This window comes from Dentiradicibacter hellwigii, assembly GCF_041770905.1.
Taxonomy (GTDB): domain Bacteria; phylum Pseudomonadota; class Gammaproteobacteria; order Burkholderiales; family Rhodocyclaceae; genus Propionivibrio; species Propionivibrio hellwigii.
The window spans coordinates 268,430-289,417 of sequence record NZ_JBEUWX010000001.1 but is presented as its reverse complement, the minus strand read 5'-3'; the positions used below and the strand labels follow the sequence as shown (position 1 = coordinate 289,417).

At 62.9% G+C, this 20,988-nt stretch carries 16 protein-coding genes; 13 read left to right on the top strand and 3 right to left on the bottom strand.

Annotated elements, in window-relative coordinates:
• The first annotated feature begins 15 nt into the window (after positions 1 to 15).
• From ABCS64_RS01355 to purD, 10 genes are all read left to right on the top strand, one after another.
• Positions 16 to 1,056: an aminoglycoside phosphotransferase family protein gene (locus ABCS64_RS01355; RefSeq protein WP_418890145.1), complete on the top strand. Its 1,041-nt coding sequence runs from the start codon at positions 16 to 18 to the stop codon at positions 1,054 to 1,056.
• Positions 1,056 to 1,814, top strand: a complete 759-nt coding sequence (murU, locus tag ABCS64_RS01350; protein ID WP_418890144.1) for an N-acetylmuramate alpha-1-phosphate uridylyltransferase MurU — start codon at positions 1,056 to 1,058, stop codon at positions 1,812 to 1,814. Before ABCS64_RS01355 ends, murU begins: the two co-directional genes overlap by 1 nt.
• A gap of 15 nt (positions 1,815 to 1,829) precedes the next feature.
• Positions 1,830 to 3,134, top strand: coding sequence for a Xaa-Pro aminopeptidase (gene pepP / locus ABCS64_RS01345; RefSeq protein WP_418890143.1), 1,305 nt, complete (start codon positions 1,830 to 1,832; stop codon positions 3,132 to 3,134).
• Between the two features lie 359 nt (positions 3,135 to 3,493).
• On the top strand, positions 3,494 to 4,360 hold the full coding sequence (minC, locus tag ABCS64_RS01340; RefSeq protein ID WP_418890142.1) for a septum site-determining protein MinC: 867 nt from the start codon (positions 3,494 to 3,496) through the stop codon (positions 4,358 to 4,360).
• 87 nt (positions 4,361 to 4,447) lie between these two features.
• The gene (minD, locus tag ABCS64_RS01335; RefSeq protein ID WP_418890141.1) at positions 4,448 to 5,278 is read left to right on the top strand and encodes a septum site-determining protein MinD; all 831 of its coding nucleotides are present in this window, start codon (positions 4,448 to 4,450) and stop codon (positions 5,276 to 5,278) included.
• Positions 5,279 to 5,569 carry a cell division topological specificity factor MinE gene (gene minE / locus ABCS64_RS01330; RefSeq protein ID WP_418890140.1) on the top strand — a complete coding sequence of 97 codons (291 nt, stop codon included), beginning with the start codon at positions 5,279 to 5,281 and terminating at the stop codon, positions 5,567 to 5,569.
• 317 nt (positions 5,570 to 5,886) lie between these two features.
• Positions 5,887 to 6,930 (top strand): tRNA dihydrouridine synthase DusB, encoded by a 1,044-nt coding sequence (gene dusB / locus ABCS64_RS01325; protein ID WP_418890139.1) that lies wholly within the window; start codon positions 5,887 to 5,889, stop codon positions 6,928 to 6,930.
• Positions 6,927 to 7,169 (top strand): helix-turn-helix domain-containing protein, encoded by a 243-nt coding sequence (locus ABCS64_RS01320; RefSeq protein WP_418890138.1) that lies wholly within the window; start codon positions 6,927 to 6,929, stop codon positions 7,167 to 7,169. The genes dusB and ABCS64_RS01320 overlap by 4 nt, the downstream gene beginning before the upstream one ends.
• A 74-nt stretch (positions 7,170 to 7,243) precedes the next feature.
• Positions 7,244 to 8,914 carry a bifunctional phosphoribosylaminoimidazolecarboxamide formyltransferase/IMP cyclohydrolase gene (gene purH, locus ABCS64_RS01315; RefSeq protein WP_418890137.1) on the top strand — a complete coding sequence of 557 codons (1,671 nt, stop codon included), beginning with the start codon at positions 7,244 to 7,246 and terminating at the stop codon, positions 8,912 to 8,914.
• 369 nt (positions 8,915 to 9,283) lie between these two features.
• A complete protein-coding gene (gene purD / locus ABCS64_RS01310) occupies positions 9,284 to 10,564 on the top strand; it encodes a phosphoribosylamine--glycine ligase (RefSeq protein ID WP_418890136.1) in 1,281 nt (426 codons plus the stop codon).
• Positions 10,565 to 10,665: 101 nt separating this feature from the next.
• Here purD and ABCS64_RS01305 read toward each other — a convergent pair whose 3' ends face one another.
• Positions 10,666 to 11,460, bottom strand: a complete 795-nt coding sequence (locus ABCS64_RS01305) for a uroporphyrinogen-III synthase (RefSeq protein ID WP_418890135.1) — start codon at positions 11,458 to 11,460, stop codon at positions 10,666 to 10,668.
• The gene (gene hemC / locus ABCS64_RS01300; protein ID WP_418890294.1) at positions 11,457 to 12,434 is read right to left on the bottom strand and encodes a hydroxymethylbilane synthase; all 978 of its coding nucleotides are present in this window, start codon (positions 12,432 to 12,434) and stop codon (positions 11,457 to 11,459) included. Before hemC ends, ABCS64_RS01305 begins: the two co-directional genes overlap by 4 nt.
• 483 nt (positions 12,435 to 12,917) lie before the next feature.
• Between hemC and aceE the strand changes: the two genes are divergently transcribed.
• Genes aceE through lpdA form a run of 3 tightly spaced genes read left to right on the top strand, consistent with a single transcriptional unit; the run spans position 12,918 to position 18,866 of the window.
• Complete coding sequence (gene aceE / locus ABCS64_RS01295; RefSeq protein ID WP_418890293.1) at positions 12,918 to 15,605, top strand: pyruvate dehydrogenase (acetyl-transferring), homodimeric type; 2,688 nt, start codon at positions 12,918 to 12,920, stop codon at positions 15,603 to 15,605.
• Between the two features lie 9 nt (positions 15,606 to 15,614).
• On the top strand, positions 15,615 to 17,024 hold the full coding sequence (gene aceF, locus ABCS64_RS01290; protein ID WP_418890134.1) for a dihydrolipoyllysine-residue acetyltransferase: 1,410 nt from the start codon (positions 15,615 to 15,617) through the stop codon (positions 17,022 to 17,024).
• Between the two features lie 9 nt (positions 17,025 to 17,033).
• Positions 17,034 to 18,866, top strand: coding sequence for a dihydrolipoyl dehydrogenase (lpdA, locus tag ABCS64_RS01285; RefSeq protein WP_418890133.1), 1,833 nt, complete (start codon positions 17,034 to 17,036; stop codon positions 18,864 to 18,866).
• A 603-nt stretch (positions 18,867 to 19,469) separates the two neighbouring features.
• Here the strand turns inward: lpdA and ABCS64_RS01280 are convergent.
• Positions 19,470 to 20,849, bottom strand: a complete 1,380-nt coding sequence (locus ABCS64_RS01280) for an IS1380 family transposase (RefSeq protein WP_418889980.1) — start codon at positions 20,847 to 20,849, stop codon at positions 19,470 to 19,472.
• Positions 20,850 to 20,988 lie beyond the last annotated feature (139 nt).

Sequence of the window (20,988 nt, the reverse complement as noted above, 5' to 3'; positions counted from 1 at the left end):
TCTTCAGGAGGGTGCATGCCGCGTACCCGCCAGTTGCGCGACTGGCTCGATCAACTCTTTCCGCGCCAGCCCGGCGAAGCGCCGCTGCCCTGTGCGCCGGCTTCATCCGACGCCAGTTTCCGCCGTTATTTTCGCCTTGATCTGCCCGACGGCACGACGCGCATCATCATGGATGCCCCGCCGGAATACGAAGACTGCCGCCCGTTCATCCGCATCGCGTCGCTGTTTCATGAGGCGGGCGTCCATGTTCCCGAAGTGCTCGCCGCCGACCTTGAACAGGGATTTTTGCTGCTCTCCGACCTCGGCCGCACCACCTACCTGGACGTACTCGACGCACGGACGGCGCCCGCGCTCTACCGTGACGCCAACGCTGCGCTCATCGCACTCCAGTGCGCTAGCCGCCCCGGCGTTCTGCCCGTGTACGACCGCGCACTGCTGCAACGAGAACTCGATCTGTTTCCGGACTGGTATATCGCCAGGCACCTCGGTCTTACGCTCGATGCCAGTCAGATGGCCGATCTGCGCGCCGTTTTCGCTGCGCTCCTCGATAACAATCTGGCGCAGCCGCAGGTCTTTGTCCATCGGGACTACCACTCGCGCAATCTGATGCTTATCGGAGAGGCGCCGACGCCCGCTCATTCCCTCACTACCGCCAATCCGGGCGTTCTCGACTTCCAGGATGTGGTGTACGGGCCGATCACCTACGACCCTGTTTCGCTTTACCGCGACGCCTATATCGCCTGGGAAGAAGCGCAGGAACTCGATTTCGTCATCCGTTACTGGGAAGCCGCGCGCGCCGCCGGCCTGCCGGTACGGGCCGATTTCGACGCTTTCTACCGTGATTACGAATGGATGGGCGCGCAGCGCCAGCTCAAGGTACTTGGCATTTTTGCCCGCCTCTACCACCGCGACGGCAAGGACGGTTACCTGAAAGACATGCCGCGCGTCATGGCCTACCTGCGCCGCACGGCTAGGCGTTACGCCGAACTGCGGCCGCTGGCGCGCCTGCTTGACCGGCTGGAGAACCGGCCGCACGAAACGGGATTAACCTTCTGATGAAGGCGATGATCCTCGCCGCCGGCCGTGGCGAACGCATGCGTCCACTGACCGACGCCACCCCCAAACCGCTGCTCTGCGCAGGCGGCAAACCGTTGATCGTCTGGCATCTGGAACGGCTTGCCGACGCCGGATTCCGCGACATCCTCATCAATACCGCCTGGCTGGGCGAACGCATCCGGACGCTGCTCGGCGACGGCGCGCGCTGGAACCTCGCCATCCGCTATTCACCCGAACCACCCGGCGCGCTGGAAACTGCAGGCGGAATTGCCCACGCCCTGCCGCTGCTGGGCGAAGCGCCCTTTCTCGTGGTCAACGGCGACATCTGGTGCGACTGGGATTTCACCCGCGCCTTCGCCGTGGCCGAACAGATGGCCGCCCACGAAACCGATACGCCCGATACGCCCGCGTATCTTGCGCATCTCATCCTCGTCGATAACCCGGCGCACCATGCCGGCGGCGATTTCTGCCTCGACGGCAATGCTCTTCGTTACGCCGCCGACGGCGCGGGAACTTCCCTGACCTACGCGGGCATCGGCATCTTTTCGCCCGCCTTTTTCACCGGCGTCCCGGCCGGCGCCGTCATGAAGCTGCGCCCCCTGCTCGATGCTGGCATCGGTCAACACACCATTCACGGCGAATATCATGCCGGCTGCTGGAGCGATGTTGGCACGCCGGAACGACTGCATGAACTCGACCGACAGCTTGCCGCAGCCACCTGCCATATACAGCCGACGATCCTCCCCGCCCGCGCCTGAACATTGGACACGCTCATGAACCTCAACCTCGAACCCTGCCACCGGCGCCGCCAGCGCCTTCTCGAAGATATCGGCGAGGGCATCGCCCTGCTCTTTGCCGCACCAGAGCGCCCGCGCAACCGCGACATCCTGTATCCATACCGCTTCGACAGCGATTTCTGGTATCTCACCGGCTTCCCCGAACCGGAAGCCGTGCTCGTGCTCATCGGCGGCAACGCGCCGCGCACCCTGCTGTTTTGCCGGGACAAAGATGAGGAACGCGAAATCTGGGAAGGCTTCCGCTATGGCCCCACCGCTGCGCGCGAAATCTTCGGGTTCGACGAAACACGGCCTTTCACTGAATTCGCTGATGCGCTGCCGGACCTCCTCGCCGGGCACGAAACCCTGTGGTATGCCGTCGGCCAGGACGCTGGGCAAGACCGGCAAATCATCGACGCACTCAACCGCGTCCGCGCCCAGTCGCGTGCGGGCCGACGCGCACCGGCCGTCCTGCGCGACATCCGCGAACCTTTGCAGCGCATGCGCCTGATCAAGGATGCCTTTGAAATTGACATCATGCGTCGCGCCGCCGACATTTCCTCGGATGCGCATCTGCGCGCCATGCGCGCCTGCTGCCCCGGCCATCGGGAATATGTGCTGGAAGCCGAACTCAGTCACGAATTCCGCATCCGCGGCGCCGGCGGCCATGCTTACCCGCCCATCGTCGCCGGCGGCGCCAACGCCTGCGTCCTGCATTACACCGACAACAACGCACCGCTTGCCGACGGCACACTGGTGCTGATCGACGCCGGCTGCGAACTCGACGGCTACGCCGCCGACATCACGCGCACGTTCCCGGTCAACGGCCGCTTCACCGGCGCGCAGCGCGCTGCTTACGAAATCGTTCTGGCCATGCAGACAGCGGCCTTTGAAGCGATCCGCCCGGGTGCGTCTTTCTCGGCGTATCACGACGCGGCCGTGCGCGTCCTCGTACGCGGTCTGGTCGATCTCGGCGTACTTTCCGGCGACATCGACGGCCTGATTGAACGTGAGGCCTACAAGCCGTTCTACATGCATCGCACCGGACACTGGCTCGGCCTCGACGTACACGATGTCGGCGATTACAAGACGGGCGAAGACTGGACGCGCCTGCGCCCGGGCATGGCGCTGACCGTTGAGCCGGGGCTGTACCTGCGCGCCGATGCCGGCGCGCCCGAACCTCTGCAAGGTATCGGCATCCGCATCGAAGACGACGTTTTCGTCACCGACACGGGCTGCGAGGTGTATACCCGCGCGCCTAGGGCGATCGCCGATATCGAAGCCCTGATGCGCCATGGCTAAATTCGACGACATTACCCTCGGCGTGCCATTTTCTGCAGACCTTCTCTGATGGCAGGTCGGTCTGGCACGGGCGTGCGCACTCACCAACACGCAGAACAAAAAGGATGAAACCGGCCTACGCGAGGCCTTTTAAGACCCACGGCCCGCAAACGCCCTATACACTAGGGCTACAAGGCATTGAATACAAAAGGAATTTATACGACGCTTGTACAGCGTTTGCTGGGTGTCGGCAGAAACGCTCACGCCCCCGCCTAAACCGCTGGCGCCTCGGCCGCTCCGCCACCGGTTTGCATCGCATTCCACATTTTCGCCAGCTCGGCTAGACTCACCCATCTCGTCAATTTTCAGGATCGGCTGCCATGGCGCGCACGCGCAAGAAAATCCGCCTCATTGAATTCAAAGGAACCACGCTCCCCGTCATCAGCATTGCCCTGCGCTCGCTTCAGCCGGATTCGTTGGCTACCTGTGCAGCCGATTTGTTTGGCGACGAAGCGTTTTTTGACGGTGAGGCCGCCGTACTTGAGCTTGACCCGCTGGCCGAGGCGGCAGACGACAGCCTGCCTGAATCGCCCGACTGGGCCGCCATCGCCGCCCTCTTCCAGCGTCACGGCCTGTACATCATCGGCGTGAGCGGCGGCAGCGATGCGCTGCGGGCCGCCGCTGCCGAAGCCGGCCTGCCGCCGCTAACAGCTTTTCGGCATCCCGCTCGCGCCGAGGCGCTTGCCCCCCTCACCGCCGGAGACGACATCCACCCCGACACTGCCGCACCGGACGTTCCATCCGAAGCCCGCCCCGAAAGCGCAGGCGAGCCTGCGTCCGGAACGCCGCCCGATATGCTGTCCAATATGCCACCCGATGCGCCGCCCGTCGCGCAGACGCTGATCATCGACCGGCCGCTGCGTTCCGGTCAGCAGGTCTACGCCCGCGGCGGCGATCTGGTCATGCTGGCGGCCGTCAATGCCGGCGCCGAGGTGATTGCCGACGGCAGCATCCACATCTATGCGCCCCTGCGCGGCCGGGCGCTCGCCGGCGCTTCCGGCGATGCGGGCGCGCGTATTTTCACTACGCGCCTGGAGGCGGAACTGGTCTCGATCGCAGGACTCTACCGCACCTTTGAACACGGCATTCCCGACGGCCTGGCCGGACGACCGGCGCAAATCCGGCTTTGCCATGACACGGTGGAAGCGCGCGACTGGCTGGACATCCGGGCGCTGAAAACCGACTGAGCGCGCCCTTTCGGCCGACGACCGGCGGCCGAACAGGAAAAAATTCCGGCAACAGGTAGAATCCTTTCTTTTTGACGGGAGACCGCCATGGCACGAATCGTCGTCGTGACCTCCGGCAAAGGGGGCGTCGGCAAAACCACCACCAGCGCCAGCTTTGCATCCGGCCTTGCGCTGCGCGGCCATAAAACCGCCGTCATCGATTTCGACGTCGGCCTGCGCAACCTCGATCTGATTATGGGATGCGAACGCCGCGTCGTCTACGATCTGGTCAATGTCCTGCATGGCGAAGCCACGCTGACCCAAGCCCTGATCAAGGATAAACATTGCGGCAACGACAATCTGTTCGTGCTCCCCGCCTCGCAGACGCGCGACAAGGACGCGCTGACCGAAGAAGGCATTGAGAAGGTCTTCAAGGAACTCGAACAGATGGCGTTCGACTACGTTGTCTGCGACTCGCCGGCCGGCATCGAGCACGGCGCGGTCATGGCGCTGACCTTCGCCGACGAGGCGATCATCGTGACCAATCCGGAAATTTCTTCCGTGCGTGACTCTGACCGCATTCTCGGCATTATCCAGGCGAAATCCCGGCGCGCCATTTCCGGCGACGAACCGGTCAAAGAACATCTGCTGCTCACCCGCTACGCGCCCAAGCGGGTCGATGACGGGGAAATGCTCTCGTACAAGGATGTGCAGGAAATCCTGCGGATTCCGATCATCGGCGTCATTCCCGAGTCGGAAACCGTGTTGCAGGCATCCAACCAAGGCACCCCAGTCATCCACATTCAGGACAGCGACGTGGCGCAGGCATACGCCGACGTGGTCGACCGCTTCCTCGACAAGGAAGGCAAAAACCTGCCGCTGCGCTTCGTCGATTACGAAAAGCCTGGCCTGCTCCGCCGCCTTTTCGGAGGGAAATAAATGTCCCTGTTCTCACGCCTGTTCGGCAACAAACTGAAATCCGCCGCAACGGCCAAGGAGCGCCTGCAACTGATCATTGCGCACGAACGCAGCGGCCTGTCGGGCAAAAAAGAGTTTTTGCCCAAGATGCAGAAGGAACTGATCGCCGTGATTTCCAAGTACGTGTCGATCAATCCGGATGACATCAAAGTGTCGCTGGAAAAGCAGGGGAACTACGAGGTGCTTGAGGTCAACATCGTCCTGCCCGAGCCGGACGACAAAACAGCGGATAAGCCCGATACGGAATACTAAGGCCGGCATGATTCGCCGCCTGCCGGCAAAGCAGACAGACGGTGATGACGGGCGTGGCATCGGCAGCCCGCTCCAGGCGGGGCTGCTCGCCCGATTCTCCGTACTTTAGGGAACTTGCGCACATACACTCTGTACACTTCCTGACAGTCCTTGCACAGCAAAGCAGGTAGAATCGCTTTTTCCTGAATCGTCGTATGTGCCCGTCACCGACTTTTGCCGTTCGGCCTTGATCAGCACTGCCACCGTGTTGCCAGTTTGGCTTTGACGAGGCTTTTTATTGATTTCACTTCCATCCCTGCGACCCTTTTCTTTCACCCATGGACTTTCTCGGCTTCACGCTCCGCAATAATCTTTTCGTCGCACCGATGGCGGGCGTGACCGATCGCCCGTTTCGCCAGCTGTGCAAAAAGATGGGCGCGGGTCTGGCCGTCTCCGAAATGGTCACGTCGAACTCGCTGCTTTACGGCAGCGCCAAGACGCGGCGGCGCGCCGATCACAGCGGCGAAGTCGAACCCATCTCCGTCCAGATTGCCGGCGCAGTGCCGGAGATGATGGCCGAGGCAGCGCGCTACAACGTCAAGCGTGGCGCGCAGATCATCGACATCAACATGGGCTGCCCGGCCAAGAAAGTCTGCAATGTAATGGCCGGTTCGGCATTGCTCAAGGACGAAAGGCAGGTCGGCCGCATTCTGGAAGCCGTCGTCAAGGCCGTGCCGGCGACGCCGGTGACACTGAAAATCCGCACCGGCTGGGACAGCGCCAACCGCAATGCTCTGAACATCCTCAAAATCGCCGAGCAGTCGGGGATCCGGGCGCTGGCCATCCACGGCCGTACACGCGCCGATGCTTACCGCGGCGAGGCCGAGTACGCCACCATTGCCGCCGTCAAGGCAGCTGCGCATATTCCGATCATTGCCAACGGCGACATTGTTTCACCTGAAAAGGCCCGGCATGCGCTCGCCGTTACCGGCGCCGACGCGCTGATGATCGGCCGCGCCGCACAGGGCCGCCCCTGGCTGTTCCGCGAGATTGAGCATTTCCTTTCCACCGGCACGCATCTTCTGCCGCCGCGCGTCGATGAAATTCACGCGATTCTGCTCGCCCATCTTGAAGATCTATATGCCTTCTACGGCATCGATGCCGGCGTGCGCGTGGCACGCAAACATATTGCCTGGTACACCCGTGGCTTGGCCGGATCGGCCGCCTTCCGCCATGCCATGAATCAGCTGCCCGACATCACCGGACAGCGCAACGCCGTCAACGACTTTTTCTTTACTCTGGCCGAAAAAGACGAACGTCTGGCCTACGATTCGCATGCGCCGCATGCGCCGATCGAAGACTCTGGAGTATTAGCCGCATGAATCAAGAACACGATATCCACGCCTGCGTTCACGCAGCGCTGACCCGCTACTTTGAAACGCTGGACGGCGAAAAACCTGTCGCCGTCTACAACATGGTGCTCAGGCGCGTCGAACGCCCGATGCTCCAGGTCGTCATGGAACGCGCGGGCGGCAATCAGACGCTGGCTGCGGAAATCCTCGGCATCAACCGCAACACCCTGCGCAAGAAACTCACCGAGCATCAGCTCGCATACAAGTAAAACCAGGCAAAGCCGGCGCCGGGCCAACACCAATCCGGCGCCAGTCCGGCGCCAAATTTTGACAAACGCCAACCATGAAAATCCGCCAAGCCCTCATCAGCCTTTCCGACAAACGCGGCGCCCTTGAATTTGCGCGCGGACTCGCCGCCCAGGGCGTCCACCTTTTATCGACGGGCGGCACCGCCAGACTGCTGCGCGAATCCGGGCTCTCCGTCACCGAAATCGGCGACTACACTGGCTTTCCGGAAATGCTCGACGGCCGCGTCAAGACGCTGCATCCAAAAGTACATGGCGGCATCCTCGCCCGCCGCGATCTGCCGGCGCATATGGACACCCTCAAAACGCACGGCATCCCGACGATCGACCTCGTCTGCGTTAACCTCTATCCCTTTGCGGCGACCATCGCCCAACCCGGCGTCACCCTGGCCGAAGCGATCGAAAATATCGATATCGGCGGCCCGGCGATGCTCCGCTCGGCGGCAAAAAACTATACGGGAGTCGCGGTTGTCACCGACCCGGACGACTACCCGCGCCTGTTGAGCGAAATGCAGCACGGCGACGGCGAGCTTTCGCTGGCGACCCGTTTCGCGCTGGCCAAAAAAGCGTTTGTCCACACTGCACGTTACGACGGCATGATCGCCAACTGGCTGACCGGACTGCCGGAAAATGCCGAAGCGCCATCCGGGAACCCGACCGAAACACCCGCCACCGAAGTGGCCACCACCGCGTCATCCGTACCGTCGCGCTTTCCGGAATGCCTGCAGCTGGCTTTCGATCGCGCCGAAATCCTGCGCTACGGTGAAAACGCCCATCAGCGCGCCGCCTTCTACCGCGATGCAACGCCCTTATCCAGTCACTCCAGCCACTCCGGCCGTACCGGCGGCATCGCCGCTTACCGCCAGCTACAGGGAAAAGAACTTTCCTATAACAACATCGCCGATGCCGATGCCGCCTGGGAATGCGTCAAGTGCTTCACCACACCGGCCTGCGTCATCGTCAAGCACGCCAATCCGTGCGGCGTCGCCATCGCCGGCCAGCTGGTTCAAGCCTATGAAAAAGCCTTTCAGACCGATCCCGCCTCGGCATTCGGCGGCATCCTCGCCTTCAACGGTGAAGTTGATCTCGACGTAATTGACGCGATCAACGCGCGCAAGCATTTCGTCGAGGTGCTGGTCGCCCCGGCCTTCACCGCCGAGGCCAAAACCGCGCTTGCCGCCAAAACTAACCTGCGCGTGCTGACCGTACCCTTGCCAGCCACGCATGCAGGCGATACTGGTCATACCCTCGAATTCAAGCGCATCGGCGGCGGCCTGCTGGTGCAAACGGCAGATAATTTTGCCGTGCAGGCCAGCGACCTCAAGTGCGTCACCCGGCGTGCGCCCACGGCGGCGCAGGTCGAAGACCTGCTCTTTGCCGAGCGCGTTGCTCGGTTCGTCAAATCCAACGCGATCGTCTTTTGCGGCAACGGCATGACGCTCGGTGTCGGCGCCGGTCAGATGAGCCGCGTCGATTCGACGCGCATCGCCGGCATCAAGGCCAGAAACGCCGGACTGACACTTAAAGGGTCAGTCGTCGCATCGGATGCTTTCTTTCCCTTCCGCGACGGCATCGACACCTTGGCCGAAGCCGGCGCGGTCGCCGTTATCCAGCCGGGCGGCTCGGTGCGCGATGACGAAGTGATCGCCGCCGCTGATGAACATGGCATCGCCATGGTTTTTACCGGCATACGGCACTTTCGGCACTGATTCCCTTTTCGCCACGGTCCCACGCCAGCGCCACATCATCTGTACATCACGGCTGCACCCAAGGCATGCCAAAAGCCGGCAGCCTTCCGGGCAGGGCCGCACGACACACGGCGACCGACCTGGCAAGACCCATTCAGGCGGAAAAGATGCCACATCGAATCCGCGCTGCGAGGTCAAAGCGCTTGCCCGCACAATCCGGGCGAAATACGATATCGGCCTTGGGGGTAAGGTCATGAAAAAATTCTGCCGACCGGATACGTTGCCAACGTTCAGCTGCCACCGGACGAAAAACCGATAACGCCACGCTGCGTCCGCGCCGATTTGGCAAGGCGTTCGAGAGGCATTTGATAAAAAACACAAGGGGAAAACATGAAACTTCTCATCATTGGCTCTGGCGGCCGTGAACATGCTCTGGCCTGGCGACTGGCCCAGGCCGCTGACGTGGGGAAAATCTATATTGCACCCGGTAACACCGGCACGGCACATCATGCGCCCTTGATGGAAAATCTGCCGCTCACCGACCTCACCGCACTGGCCGACTTTGCCGAACGGGAAAAAATCCATCTCACCGTCGTCGGGCCGGAAGCGCCGCTCGCCGCCGGCATCGTCGACCTTTTCCGCGCCCGCGGGCTGAAGATTTTTGGCCCGACCCGCGCCGCCGCGCAGCTCGAAAGCTCCAAGGATTTTGCCAAGCGCTTCATGGCGCGGCACCAGATTCCGACCGCCGCCTTCGAAACCTTTACCGATGCGGACGCCGCACACGCCTGCCTCGAGCGCAAAGGCGCGCCAATCGTCATCAAAGCCGACGGACTAGCCGCCGGCAAGGGCGTCGTCGTCGCCACAACGCTTGCCGAAGCACACCGTGCCATTGACCACATGTTCTCCGGCACAGCGCCCGGCACACCCGGCGCCCGTGTCTTGATCGAAGATTTCATGGCCGGCGAGGAAGCCAGCTTCATCGTCATGGTCGATGGTAAGAATGTCCTGCCGCTGGCCACCAGCCAGGACCACAAGCGTATTTTCGATGGCGACGCCGGCCCCAACACCGGCGGCATGGGCGCCTACTCTCCGGCGCCAGTGGTCACGCCGGAACTTCACGCCAAAGTGATGCGCGAGATCATCCTGCCGACGGTGCGCGGCATGGCCGCCGACGGCATCCCCTACACCGGCTTTCTTTACGCCGGATTGATGATCGGTCAGGACGGCGCGGTCAAGGTCGTCGAATTCAACTGCCGCCTGGGCGATCCGGAAACGCAGCCGATCATGATGCGCCTCAAATCGGATCTGCATATCCTGCTCGAACACGCCGTTGCCGGTACGCTCGACCAGGCTGAAGCCGCCTGGGATCACCGCGTCGCGCTGGGCGTCGTGCTTGCCGCCGCCGGCTACCCCGGCGCACCGCGCACGGGCGATGCCATCGGCGGTCTGTCCGGCACGCACGAGGTCGATGACGCCGTACAGATTTTCCACGCCGGTACCGCTGAAAAAGCGGGCCAGGTCGTCACCGCCGGCGGTCGCGTACTCTGCGTCACGGCGTTGGGCAACAACATCAAAATGGCGCAAAAAACGGCTTACGCCGCCGTGGAACGCATCCACTTTGAAGGCATGCAGTATCGGCATGACATCGGCCATCGCGCCATGACACGCTGAGACCGGCAGCGCAAAATCGGCAACGCTACCCGGCGCACCCCAGGCTTATCAACGGCGAAATGGCACCCGGCCGTATCTACGCGCCGCGGGGAAAGCGAAATTCACTGACGCGGCCAGTCGAACGTCCGCAAGCGATCGACAATGCCGGCATCGGCCGGCGCGGTGGTAACGACGCGGTGCAAGCCAAGCGCCCGAGCCTGCTCGGCAATGCGCGCATGCGGCACGAACAGCGGCAGACGGCACAAGCGCTGGCGCGCCGATGCATCGAGCAGCGCCCAGAGATGGCGCAGCCCTTCGCTCGACGAAATGGCAATTGCGTCCAGGCGGCCGGCGCGCAGCCAGTCCAGAAGCGGCGTCGCATCCTGCGGCCCCGAGCGTCGATAGCAAGTGACGCAGTCCACCGTCGCCCCACGCGCGCGTAGCGTTTCGGCGAGCAGCTCGCGGCCGCCGTTGCCGCGCAGAATCAAAGCCCGCTTCCCGGCAACGCGCGACGCCTGAAAGAAAGGCAGCGCCAGCAAAGCCTCTGAATCGAAGCGCTCGGAAGGAGCCAGCGCGCCTTGCACGCCACGCGCCGCCAGCGCCGCCACCGTGCTCGGCCCGACCGCCGCTGCCTGTACGCCCTCCGGCCAGCCCGAACGCCCGTCCAGCAGCGGCGGGAGGCCGTATTCGACGGCATTCGGGCTAATGAAGATTGCCAGGGCATAGGCTTCCAGACGTGCGCCGGCGGCCCGTATGGGCGCTGTATCCGCGGCGGGCGAGATTTCTAGCAAAGGGAAACTCAGCGCCTCGCCACCGAGGCGGGCGATCATGCCGGACAGCGCGTCCGCCTGCGCCGCCGGTCGGGTAACGAGAATCGTCCGTCCATGCAGACTGCCCGGCACATTCGCTTGCATCATGCCCCCCCTTGCGCGGCCAGGATGTCGTCAGCTCCTGCCGCGCGTAGCTGCTGCGCCAGCGAGCTGCCCAAATGTGCGGCATGCTCAGGCGCACCGTGCTGCTCACCACGCACGATACGCCCACCGTCCGGCGTCGCGATGAAGCCACGCAGCCATAAAACCGGCGCACCGGCGTGCGTCTCGATCACGGCATAAGCCCCGAGCGGCACCTGGCAACTGCCACCCAAGGCACGCGAAAAGGCGCGCTCGGCCGTGACGCACGATGCCGTCGCAGCGTCGTTCAGCGGAGCGAGCCACGGCAACAGGTCTTTCCGTTCGGCGGCGATTTCGATGCCCAGCGCGCCCTGTCCCGGCGCGGGCAGCGATACTTCCGGCGCAAGCACGGCGCGGATACGTGCCTGCAAACCTAGGCGGATGAGGCCTGCCGCGGCCAGAACAATCGCGTCGTACTGCCCCTCATCGAGCTTGCGCAGGCGGGTGTCGAGATTGCCGCGCAGCGATTCGACGCGCAGATGCGGATAACGGGCGCGCATGAGCGCCGCCCGACGCAGACTGGATGTGCCGAGAACCGCACCGGCCGGCAGCGCATCCAACCGGGCGTAACGTCCGGAAACGAAGGCATCGCAGGGATTTTCACGCACGCCGATCGCCGCCAGCATGAAGCCGTCTGGCATCTCCATCGGTACGTCCTTGAGCGAATGCACGGCCAGATCGGCGCGCCCCTCCAGCATCGCGGTTTCGAGTTCCTTGATGAACAGCCCCTTGCCGCCGATCTGCGCCAGCGGCCGATCGAGAATCCGGTCGCCGCGCGTACTCATGCCGAGAATATCGACCGCCGTTTCCGGATACAGCGTCCGCAACCGGTCGCGGATATGCTGCGCCTGCCACATCGCCAGGCGCGATTCGCGCGAAGCGATCACCAGACGCGCAGGCGCCGCAGCCTGGCGCCGATCCTCGGCCTTTTTTCCCGCCATATTCGCCGCATCCGCCCTATCTACCGTATTTGCCATATCCACCGTATCTGCCGTACCCGTTTTTCCGGACACCGTTTCTCCGAACACCTGTCTTTCTTTGCTGCTCATGACTGTCCACACATTGTTTTCATGCGGCAATTTTAACAGTCCGACCGGGGCTGCAAGCGTAACCGGCACGCCTGCCAGCAAGGTACGGGAAGGAATGATCTTCACCCTCGATCGAGACGATGCCCTGCCCCGATCGCCCTGTTGATCTGCGCGCATAATCTTCACGAAAGTCCGGAACTTGCCACCGATAGTCCGTGTCTAGCCAACGTCCCCGGAATATTTCCGCCCAAGGACGGTCAGACCACCCAAACACGCAGCAGCCCATTGAAACTTGGGGCTAAAATAGCGCTCGAACAGCGGCCGGACAACAGACAGCGACGAAGGGGGTTTCCCCTGCGCTTTCGGCAGGATGCGCTTACCGACAAGGAGAACGACATGGCATCGCAAGGCGAATTAATTGACACGAAGCACGGCGTCGACGCCGATCCGCAGGAAACCCGCGAATGGCAGGAAGCGCTGGCGAGCGTCATCGAGCATGAAGGCGCCGAACGCGCCCATTTTTTGATCCAGCAGATGATCGCCCAGGCGCGCGAAGAAGGCATCAATATTCCCTACAGCGCCACCACCGAATATCTCAACACCATCCCTGCCGACCAGCAGCCGCCGTATCCGGGTGATCCGGATATCGAAATCCGTATCCGCAATTACATCCGCTGGAATGCCATGGCCATGGTCGTGCGCGCCAACCGGAACACCAACGTCGGCGGCCATATCGCCTCCTTCGCTTCCCAGGCCGCTTTGTACGACGTCGGCTTCAACTGGTTCTGGCGGGCACAGAACGAAACGCAGCGCGGCGACCTCATCTTTTTCCAGGGGCATTCGATCCCCGGCGTTTATGCCCGCGCCTTTCTGATGGACCTGCTGACGGAAGACCAGCTCAATCATTTCCGCCAGGAAGTCGACGGCAAAGGGCTGCCCTCCTATCCGCATCCGTGGCTGATGCCCGATTTCTGGCGTTTTCCGACGGTCTCGATGGGGCTGGGGCCGATCCAGGCCATCTACCAGGCGCGCTTCATGCGCTACATGGAAAGCCGCGGCCTTATCGAGGCAAGCGACCGCAAGGTCTGGACATTCATCGGCGACGGCGAAACGGATGAAGTCGAAACGCTCGGCGCCATTGGCATGGCGGCGCGCGAGAAGCTCGACAATCTGATTTTCGTCATCAATTGCAACCTGCAACGCCTGGACGGGCCGGTACGCGGCAACGGCAAAATCATCCAGGAACTGGAAGGCACTTTCCGCGGCGCCGGCTGGAACGTCATCAAGCTGATCTGGGGACGTTTCTGGGATCCCATCATTGCGCGCGACAAAAACGGCCTGCTCAGAAAACGCATGATGGAAGTCGTCGACGGCGAATACCAGACCTACAAGGCCAAGCCCGGCGACTACATGCGCGAGCATTTTTTCAATACCCCGGAACTCAAGGCGCTCATCGCCGACTACACCGACCGCGACATTGCCGACCTCAACCGCGGCGGCCACGATATCTTCAAGATTTTTGCCGCGTTCAAGGCCGCGGTCGAACACAAGGGCCAGCCCACTGTGATTTTGGCAAAAACCGTGAAAGGCTACGGCATGGGCGAAGCCGGCCAGGCAATGAACATCTCGCACCAGCAGAAAAAACTTGACCGCGAGGCGCTGATCGGCTTCCGCGACCGCTTCAAGCTGCCCGTGCCCGACGATCAGATCGAATCGGTGCCTTTCCTACGCTTTGCCAAGGATTCGCCGGAATACAAGTACATGCTCGAACGGCGCAATGCGCTCGGCGGCATCCTCATGCAGCGCACAAGCAAGGCGACGCCGCTCGAAATTCCGCCGCTCTCGGCCTTCGAGCCGCTGCTCCGGGCCTCCGGCGAAGGGCGCGAAATCTCGACGACGATGGCCATCGTCCGCCTACTCAACATCCTGCTCAAGGACAAGGCCATCGGCAAGCGCGTCGTTCCCATCGTGCCGGATGAATCGCGCACCTTCGGCATGGAAGGGCTGTTTCGCCAGATCGGCATCTGGAACCAGCTCGGACAGAACTACTTGCCGGAAGACCACGACCAGCTCATGTTCTACAAGGAATCGAAGACCGGCCAGGTGTTGCAGGAAGGCATCAACGAGGCTGGCGCGATGAGCGACTGGATCGCCGCCGCCACTGCCTATTCGGTGCACAAGGAGCAGATGATTCCGTTCTACATCTGTTACTCAATGTTCGGCCTGCAACGCACCATGGATCTCTACTGGGCCGCCGGCGACCAGCGCGCCCGCGGCTTCTTGATCGGTGGCACGGCCGGACGCACGACGCTCAACGGCGAAGGGCTGCAACATGAAGACGGTCATTCGCTGGTGCTTTCCGGGCTGATCCCCAACTGCATCAGCTATGACCCGACCTTCGCCTACGAAATCGCCGTCATCATGCACGAAGGCATGCGCCGCATGTTTGTCGAACAGGAAGACGTGTTCTATTACCTGACGGTGATGAACGAAAACTACGAGCACCCGGAAATGCCGAAAGGCGTCGAAGCGGACATCATCAAGGGCATGTACCTCTTCCGCCGCGGCGCATCCGACGCCGGCAAGGCGCCGTGCGTGCAACTGCTCGGCTCCGGCACCATCTTCCGGGAAGCCATCGCCGCCGCCGATCTGCTCAAGGCGGATTGGGGCGTGGAATCGGACCTGTGGAGCTGCCCGAGCTTTTCCGAACTGGCCCGCGAAGGCACCGATACGGCCCGCTGGAACATGCTGCACCCGACGGAAAAACCGCGTCAGGCACATATCGAACATTGCCTGAATGGCACACGCGGCCCGATCATCGCCGCGACCGACTACGTTCGCCAGTACGCCGAACAAATCCGCCCGTTCCTCAACCGCCGCTACGTCACGCTCGGCACGGACGGCTTTGGCCGTTCTGACACGCGCAAGGCGCTGCGTTATTTCTTCGAGGTCGACCGTCACTGGATCGTCGTCGCCGCGCTCAAGGCGCTGGCGGACGACGGCGTAATCGAGCCGCGCAAGGTCGCAGAAGCCATTGCCCGATACGGCATCGACAGCAACAAGCCCAACCCCTTAACGGTCTGAGGAGACGCCATGAGCCAGATAATTGAAGTCAAGGTGCCGGACATCGGCGATTTTCATGATGTACCGGTCATTGAGCTGCTGGTCGAGCCGGGCGCCACCGTGCAGGCGGAAGACCCGCTGCTGACGCTTGAATCCGACAAGGCCACCATCGACGTGCCCAGTCCGGTTGGCGGGGTGCTCAAGGAGTTCACGGTCAAGGTGGGCGACAAGATTTCCGAGGGCAGTCTGATCGCCCGTATTGAAGGGGCGGCAACGGCCGGCGCAGCGGCGCCGGCGGAGAAAGCAGCGTCTGCCGCAGCGCCTGCTCCGCAGGCCACCGCACCGGCGGCGACGGCATCCGTCCCCACCGCCTCCCCTGCGCCGGCACCAGCGCCAATACAAACGTCCCCAACGCCCGTATCTGCACCCGCCCTGAACGTACCGGCCAATCAACCCCTCGAATGGGCATCCGCCCCTGCCGGAATCCCCACGGCCATCCCGCCCACGCCCAGCAAGACGACGCACGCCAGCCCGTCGGTACGCAGCCTTGCCCGCGAACTGGGTATCGACCTGACGCAGGTCACGGCTAGCGGCCCCAAGGGGCGGATTCTGCGCGAAGACCTCATTGCTTTCGTCAAAGGCACCCTCCAAGCCAGGCCAGCCACCGGCGCGGCGGGTGTTGTCGGTGGCAGTGGCGGCACCGGCCTTGACCTGTTGCCGTGGCCGAAGATCGACTTCGCCAAATTCGGCGAGATCGAAATCCAGCCGCTCTCGCGCATCAAGAAAATCTCCGGACAAAACCTGGCGCGTAACTGGGTCATGATTCCTGCGGTCACTTATCATGACGAGGCCGACATCACCGATCTGGAAGCTTTCCGCCTTGCGCTCAACAAGGAAAACGAAAAGAGCGGCGGCGCCAAGATCACCATGCTCGCCTTCATCATCAAGGCTTGCCAGCTCGCCTTGAAGAAATTCCCGGAATTCAACGCTTCGCTCGACGGCGATACGCTGGTGCTAAAGAAATATTTCAACATTGCCTTTGCCGCAGATACGCCGAATGGTCTGGTTGTCCCCGTCATCAAGGGCGTCGATCGCATGACGGTGAGCGAAATCGCCGCCGAATGCGGCGCGCTGGCCAAAAAAGCGCGTGACGGCAAGCTCGCGCCGGCCGACATGCAGGGCGCCTGTTTCACCGTATCCAGCCTGGGCGGTATTGGCGGCATCAGCTTCTCACCCATCGTCAATGCGCCGGAAGTCGCCATTCTCGGCGTCTCCCGCTCGCTCATGAAGCCCGTCTGGAACGGCACGGCCTTCGCCCCGCGCCTGACCTTGCCGCTGGCCCTATCGGCCGACCACCGCGTCATCGACGGCGCGCTCGGCACGCGCTTTAACGCCTACGTCGCACAATTGCTCTCCGACATGCGTCGGGCACTGGTCTGAGGAGACGCCATGAGCCAGATAATTGAAGTCAAGGTGCCGGACATCGGCGATTTTCATGATGTACCGGTCATTGAGCTGCTGGTCGAGCCGGGCGCCACCGTGCAGGCGGAAGACCCGCTGCTGACGCTTGAATCCGACAAGGCCACCATCGACGTGCCCAGTCCGGTTGGCGGGGTGCTCAAGGAGTTCACGGTCAAGGTGGGCGACAAGATTTCCGAGGGCAGTCTGATCGCCCGTATTGAAGGGGCGGCAACGGCCGGCGCAGCGGCGCCGGCGGAGAAAGCAGCGTCTGCCGCAGCGCCTGCTCCGCAGGCCACCGCACCAACGGCGCCGGCATCTGCCCCCACTGCCTCCCCACCTACGCCGGCACCCGCGCCTATCGCGGCCGATGTTTACACAGGCGCCGTGGATATCGAATGCGAAATGCTCGTGCTAGGCGCCGGTCCGGGCGGATACTCGGCCGCGTTCCGCAGCGCCGACCTGGGCATGAAAACCGTGCTCGTCGAACGCTATGCCACGCTGGGCGGCGTCTGCCTCAATGTCGGCTGTATTCCGTCCAAAGCACTGCTGCACGTCACCAGCCTGCTTGATGAAACCGCCCATCTGGCCGATTGCGGCGTCAGCTTTGCCGCGCCCAAGGTCGATATCGACCGGCTGCGCGCGCATAAGGCGGGCGTCGTCGCCAAGCTGACCGGTGGCCTCGCCGGCATGGCGAAAGCGCGCAAAGTCAGCATTGTGCGCGGCGTCGGCAGTTTCCTCGACGCACATCATCTGGAAGTGGCGCTGACCAGCGGTGAGGGGCAAACACAGACCGGAGAGAAAAAACACATCCGCTTCCAGAAATGCATCATTGCCGCCGGCTCGACGCCGGTGCACTTGCCTTTCCTGCCGAACGACCCACGCATTGTCGATTCCACCGGCGCTCTGGAACTACGCGCCCTTCCCAAAAAAATGTTGGTCATCGGCGGCGGCATCATCGGTCTGGAAATGGCGACGGTGTACTCAACGCTCGGCGCCAAAATTGACGTCGTCGAAATGCTCGATGTGCTCATGCAAGGTCCCGATCGTGACGCCGTCAAAGTCTGGGAGAAGCGCAACGCGCATCGTTTCGAACGCATCATGCTGAAGACCAAAACCGTCGCCGTTGAGGCCAAAGACGACGGGCTGTGGGTCAAGTTTGAAGGCGAACAGGCGCCGACCGAGGCCGTGCGCTACGACATGATCCTGCAATCGGCAGGCCGCACGCCCAACGGCAAAAAGATCGCCGCGGAAAAAGCCGGCATCACGATCAACGAACGCGGTTTCATTCCGGTCGACGCGCAAATGCGCACCAACGTGCCGCACATTTTTGCCATCGGCGATGTCGTCGGCAACCCGATGCTGGCGCACAAGGCCGTGCATGAAGCGCACGTCGCCGCAGAAGTCGCCTCTGGTCGTCCGTCAGGCTTCGACGCCAGCGTCATCCCCGGCGTGGCCTACACCCATCCGGAAGTTGCCTGGGTCGGCCTCACGCAGGATCAGGCCAAGCGGGATGGGCGCAAGATAGACACCGCCGTTTTCCCCTGGGCGGCATCGGGGCGCGCCATTGCCAACGGCGCCGACTACGGTTTTACCAAGCTGGTGTTCGACGCCGACAATCACCGCATCGTCGGCGGCTGCATCGTCGGCCCCTCGGCGGGCGACATGATCGGCGAAATCGCCTTGGCGATCGAAATGGGCTGTGACGCCATTGACATCGGCCAAACGATCCACCCGCACCCGACGCTTGGCGAAACCCTCGGCATGGCGGCCGAAGTCGCCCACGGCAGTTGTACGGATCTGCCGCCGGCGAAGAAAAAATAGCGTCACGCAACCGCCGCTGCCATCCTTCCGCGGCGCTTCTCTTTCTTATCACTGTCGCGGCCAACCGCTGCAATTCGGAGGTTGGCCGCGGCTTTTTCGTTCTATGGCCGCCGCGCGGCAATCTGCCCCTGAGCAGGCGACAGACCATACACCGCCCTAGCCCAAAGCTGATGCCGCTGGGCAGTCACCGCGGAAGCCCGCGCCGATAGGGCGTTTCCGGCCTGTCTGGCCGCAAACCCACGTCCTGAGCGGCTTTCCAGGCATACCGGCGGGAAACGCCCGTATTCAGTAGGCTGTAGGGCGGTATTGGCAGTACGCGCCGTTCTACCAGAAAGGAACAGGAATAGAGGAGGTAATGGACAAAATTCCTAGCCCACATTTCTCACACTCTCACGGTTCGGCCCCCGTTGGCGCGGCTTTTTCCTTCACGCGTTGCCGTGACCGCGAGGATTCAGGCCCGCGAGCGGCCAATGGAGTGCAGGCGGGTGAGGTTCTGCGGGCGGTCAGGTGCGTTGAGGGGGCAAGCGGCGCTGTTTGGGCATGAGACCGCCTCGCGCGAACGGGAGCGCGATCGGATCAGCAGGGCCACGGTGGCGTGGCGGATCAGCCGGGGGCGAGTCTGGCCTGGGCCAGGCGCCAGGTGGTCTGGAACGGATGACTGCTGGCCATGCTGACATGGATGCGGCGCACGCTGATCTTGACCCGTGCGCCGATCTTGAGCAGTTTCAGGCGCAGGCTCTCGCAGGTGGCCTCGGCCAGTTCGGTGCCAGCCAGCCCGATGCGGCGCAGCGCTTCGAGCATGACGTAGGCGAAGGAGGCGAACCACAGCCGCAGCTGATTGGCCCGCATCGTCGCCGTTGAGGTGCGATCGGCGAACAGGTGTAGCTGGCACTCCTTGATGCGGTTCTCCATTTCGCCTCGGGCGCAGTACAGCGCCTCGTACAGTTCGCGTGCCGGCCAGCGCTGAGCGTCCAGGCTGGTGACGATGAAGCGCGGATTGGCCTTGCCCGGCAGCTGCTCGGCCTTGCCGACGACCCGCCGGGCGCACGACCAGCTGTCAAGGGTGCGGTAGGTGAAGTCGCGAAACCGCCGTGCGGGCTTGCCGGTCTGGGTGCATTCGGCCTGCGCCTGGCTCATCTCGGTTTCGATCTGGGCCTTGAGCCGGTCGTTCTTGGCCAGCCCGAAGACGAAGTCGATGTGCGTCTGCTCGCACCAACTCATCAAGGCATCGCGCGCAAAGCCCGAGTCGGCACGCAGCACGATGCGCACCTCCGGCCAGTGGCGGCGGATCTGGGTGACGATGCGTTCGAGTTCATCGATGCTGCCCGCCGAGGCATCCGTGTTGGCCCGGCGCAGCTTGGCGGCGAGCAGATGTCGGCCGCAGAAGATGTACAGCGGCAGGTAGCAGTAGCCGCCGTAGTAACCATGGAAGAAACGCCCTTCCTGCTGGCCGTGCAGCGGGTCGTCGGTGGCGTCCAGATCGAGGATGATCTCGTCAGGTGCCTGCTCGTGCGCCTCAATGAAGCACGCGACGAACAGCGACTCGAAGGCCGCCGGATCGTGAGCGATCTTGTGATAGCGCGAACCGTCCTTGGTGTCGGGGGCATGTTCGAGCCGGTTCAAGGTCGACTTGCCCGCCAGCGGCTCGCAGCCCTTGCGCCGAGCGCTGAGCTTACCGGCCAGCGTGGCCAGTACCGGGTCACGGCGCAATTGATCGTGATCGTTCAGGTCCTCGTAGCCCAGCGCGATCCCCACGATCCGTTGCATCACCAACGTGTGCACCGTGTGTTCGATCAGCTCCGGATCGCGCCCATCCTCGAAGCAGGCCGCCACCCGTTCGGTCAGCCGCAAGGTGCGATCGACCTCGCGCAGCAACAGCGCGCCCGCATCCGAACTGATCTGCCCTCCGTCGAAATCCACCGCCACCTGGCGGCCATCAATACGCTTCGCGCATGGGCTGACTACGGTACACTGTGTCGGCATCGCGGCTTCCTCAGAGATATGGTTAAGTCGTTCTCGCAAAAAAACTTTCTTATATCTCCGGCCGCGATGCACCTTCTATCTGTGAGAAATGCGGGCTAGGCAGACTTCCGGCACACCAGCGGTAAATGCCCTATTGAGT

Bases quoted from the DNA above. Each gene is read 5' to 3' on its own strand.
- minC (WP_418890142.1), top strand. From the start codon at position 3,494: ATGGCGCGCACGCGCAAGAAAATCCGCCTCATTGAATTCAAAGGAACC.
- minD (WP_418890141.1), top strand. From the start codon at position 4,448: ATGGCACGAATCGTCGTCGTGACCTCCGGCAAAGGGGGCGTCGGCAAA.
- minE (WP_418890140.1), top strand. From the start codon at position 5,279: ATGTCCCTGTTCTCACGCCTGTTCGGCAACAAACTGAAATCCGCCGCA.
- murU (WP_418890144.1), top strand. From the start codon at position 1,056: ATGAAGGCGATGATCCTCGCCGCCGGCCGTGGCGAACGCATGCGTCCA.
- dusB (WP_418890139.1), top strand. From the start codon at position 5,887: ATGGACTTTCTCGGCTTCACGCTCCGCAATAATCTTTTCGTCGCACCG.
- aceF (WP_418890134.1), top strand. From the start codon at position 15,615: ATGAGCCAGATAATTGAAGTCAAGGTGCCGGACATCGGCGATTTTCAT.
- pepP (WP_418890143.1), top strand. From the start codon at position 1,830: ATGAACCTCAACCTCGAACCCTGCCACCGGCGCCGCCAGCGCCTTCTC.
- ABCS64_RS01320 (WP_418890138.1), top strand. From the start codon at position 6,927: ATGAATCAAGAACACGATATCCACGCCTGCGTTCACGCAGCGCTGACC.
- ABCS64_RS01355 (WP_418890145.1), top strand. From the start codon at position 16: ATGCCGCGTACCCGCCAGTTGCGCGACTGGCTCGATCAACTCTTTCCG.
- ABCS64_RS01280 (WP_418889980.1), bottom strand. From the start codon at position 20,849: ATGCCGACACAGTGTACCGTAGTCAGCCCATGCGCGAAGCGTATTGAT.
- ABCS64_RS01305 (WP_418890135.1), bottom strand. From the start codon at position 11,460: ATGATGCAAGCGAATGTGCCGGGCAGTCTGCATGGACGGACGATTCTC.
- hemC (WP_418890294.1), bottom strand. From the start codon at position 12,434: ATGGCGGGAAAAAAGGCCGAGGATCGGCGCCAGGCTGCGGCGCCTGCG.
- lpdA (WP_418890133.1), top strand. From the start codon at position 17,034: ATGAGCCAGATAATTGAAGTCAAGGTGCCGGACATCGGCGATTTTCAT.
- purH (WP_418890137.1), top strand. From the start codon at position 7,244: ATGAAAATCCGCCAAGCCCTCATCAGCCTTTCCGACAAACGCGGCGCC.
- aceE (WP_418890293.1), top strand. From the start codon at position 12,918: ATGGCATCGCAAGGCGAATTAATTGACACGAAGCACGGCGTCGACGCC.
- purD (WP_418890136.1), top strand. From the start codon at position 9,284: ATGAAACTTCTCATCATTGGCTCTGGCGGCCGTGAACATGCTCTGGCC.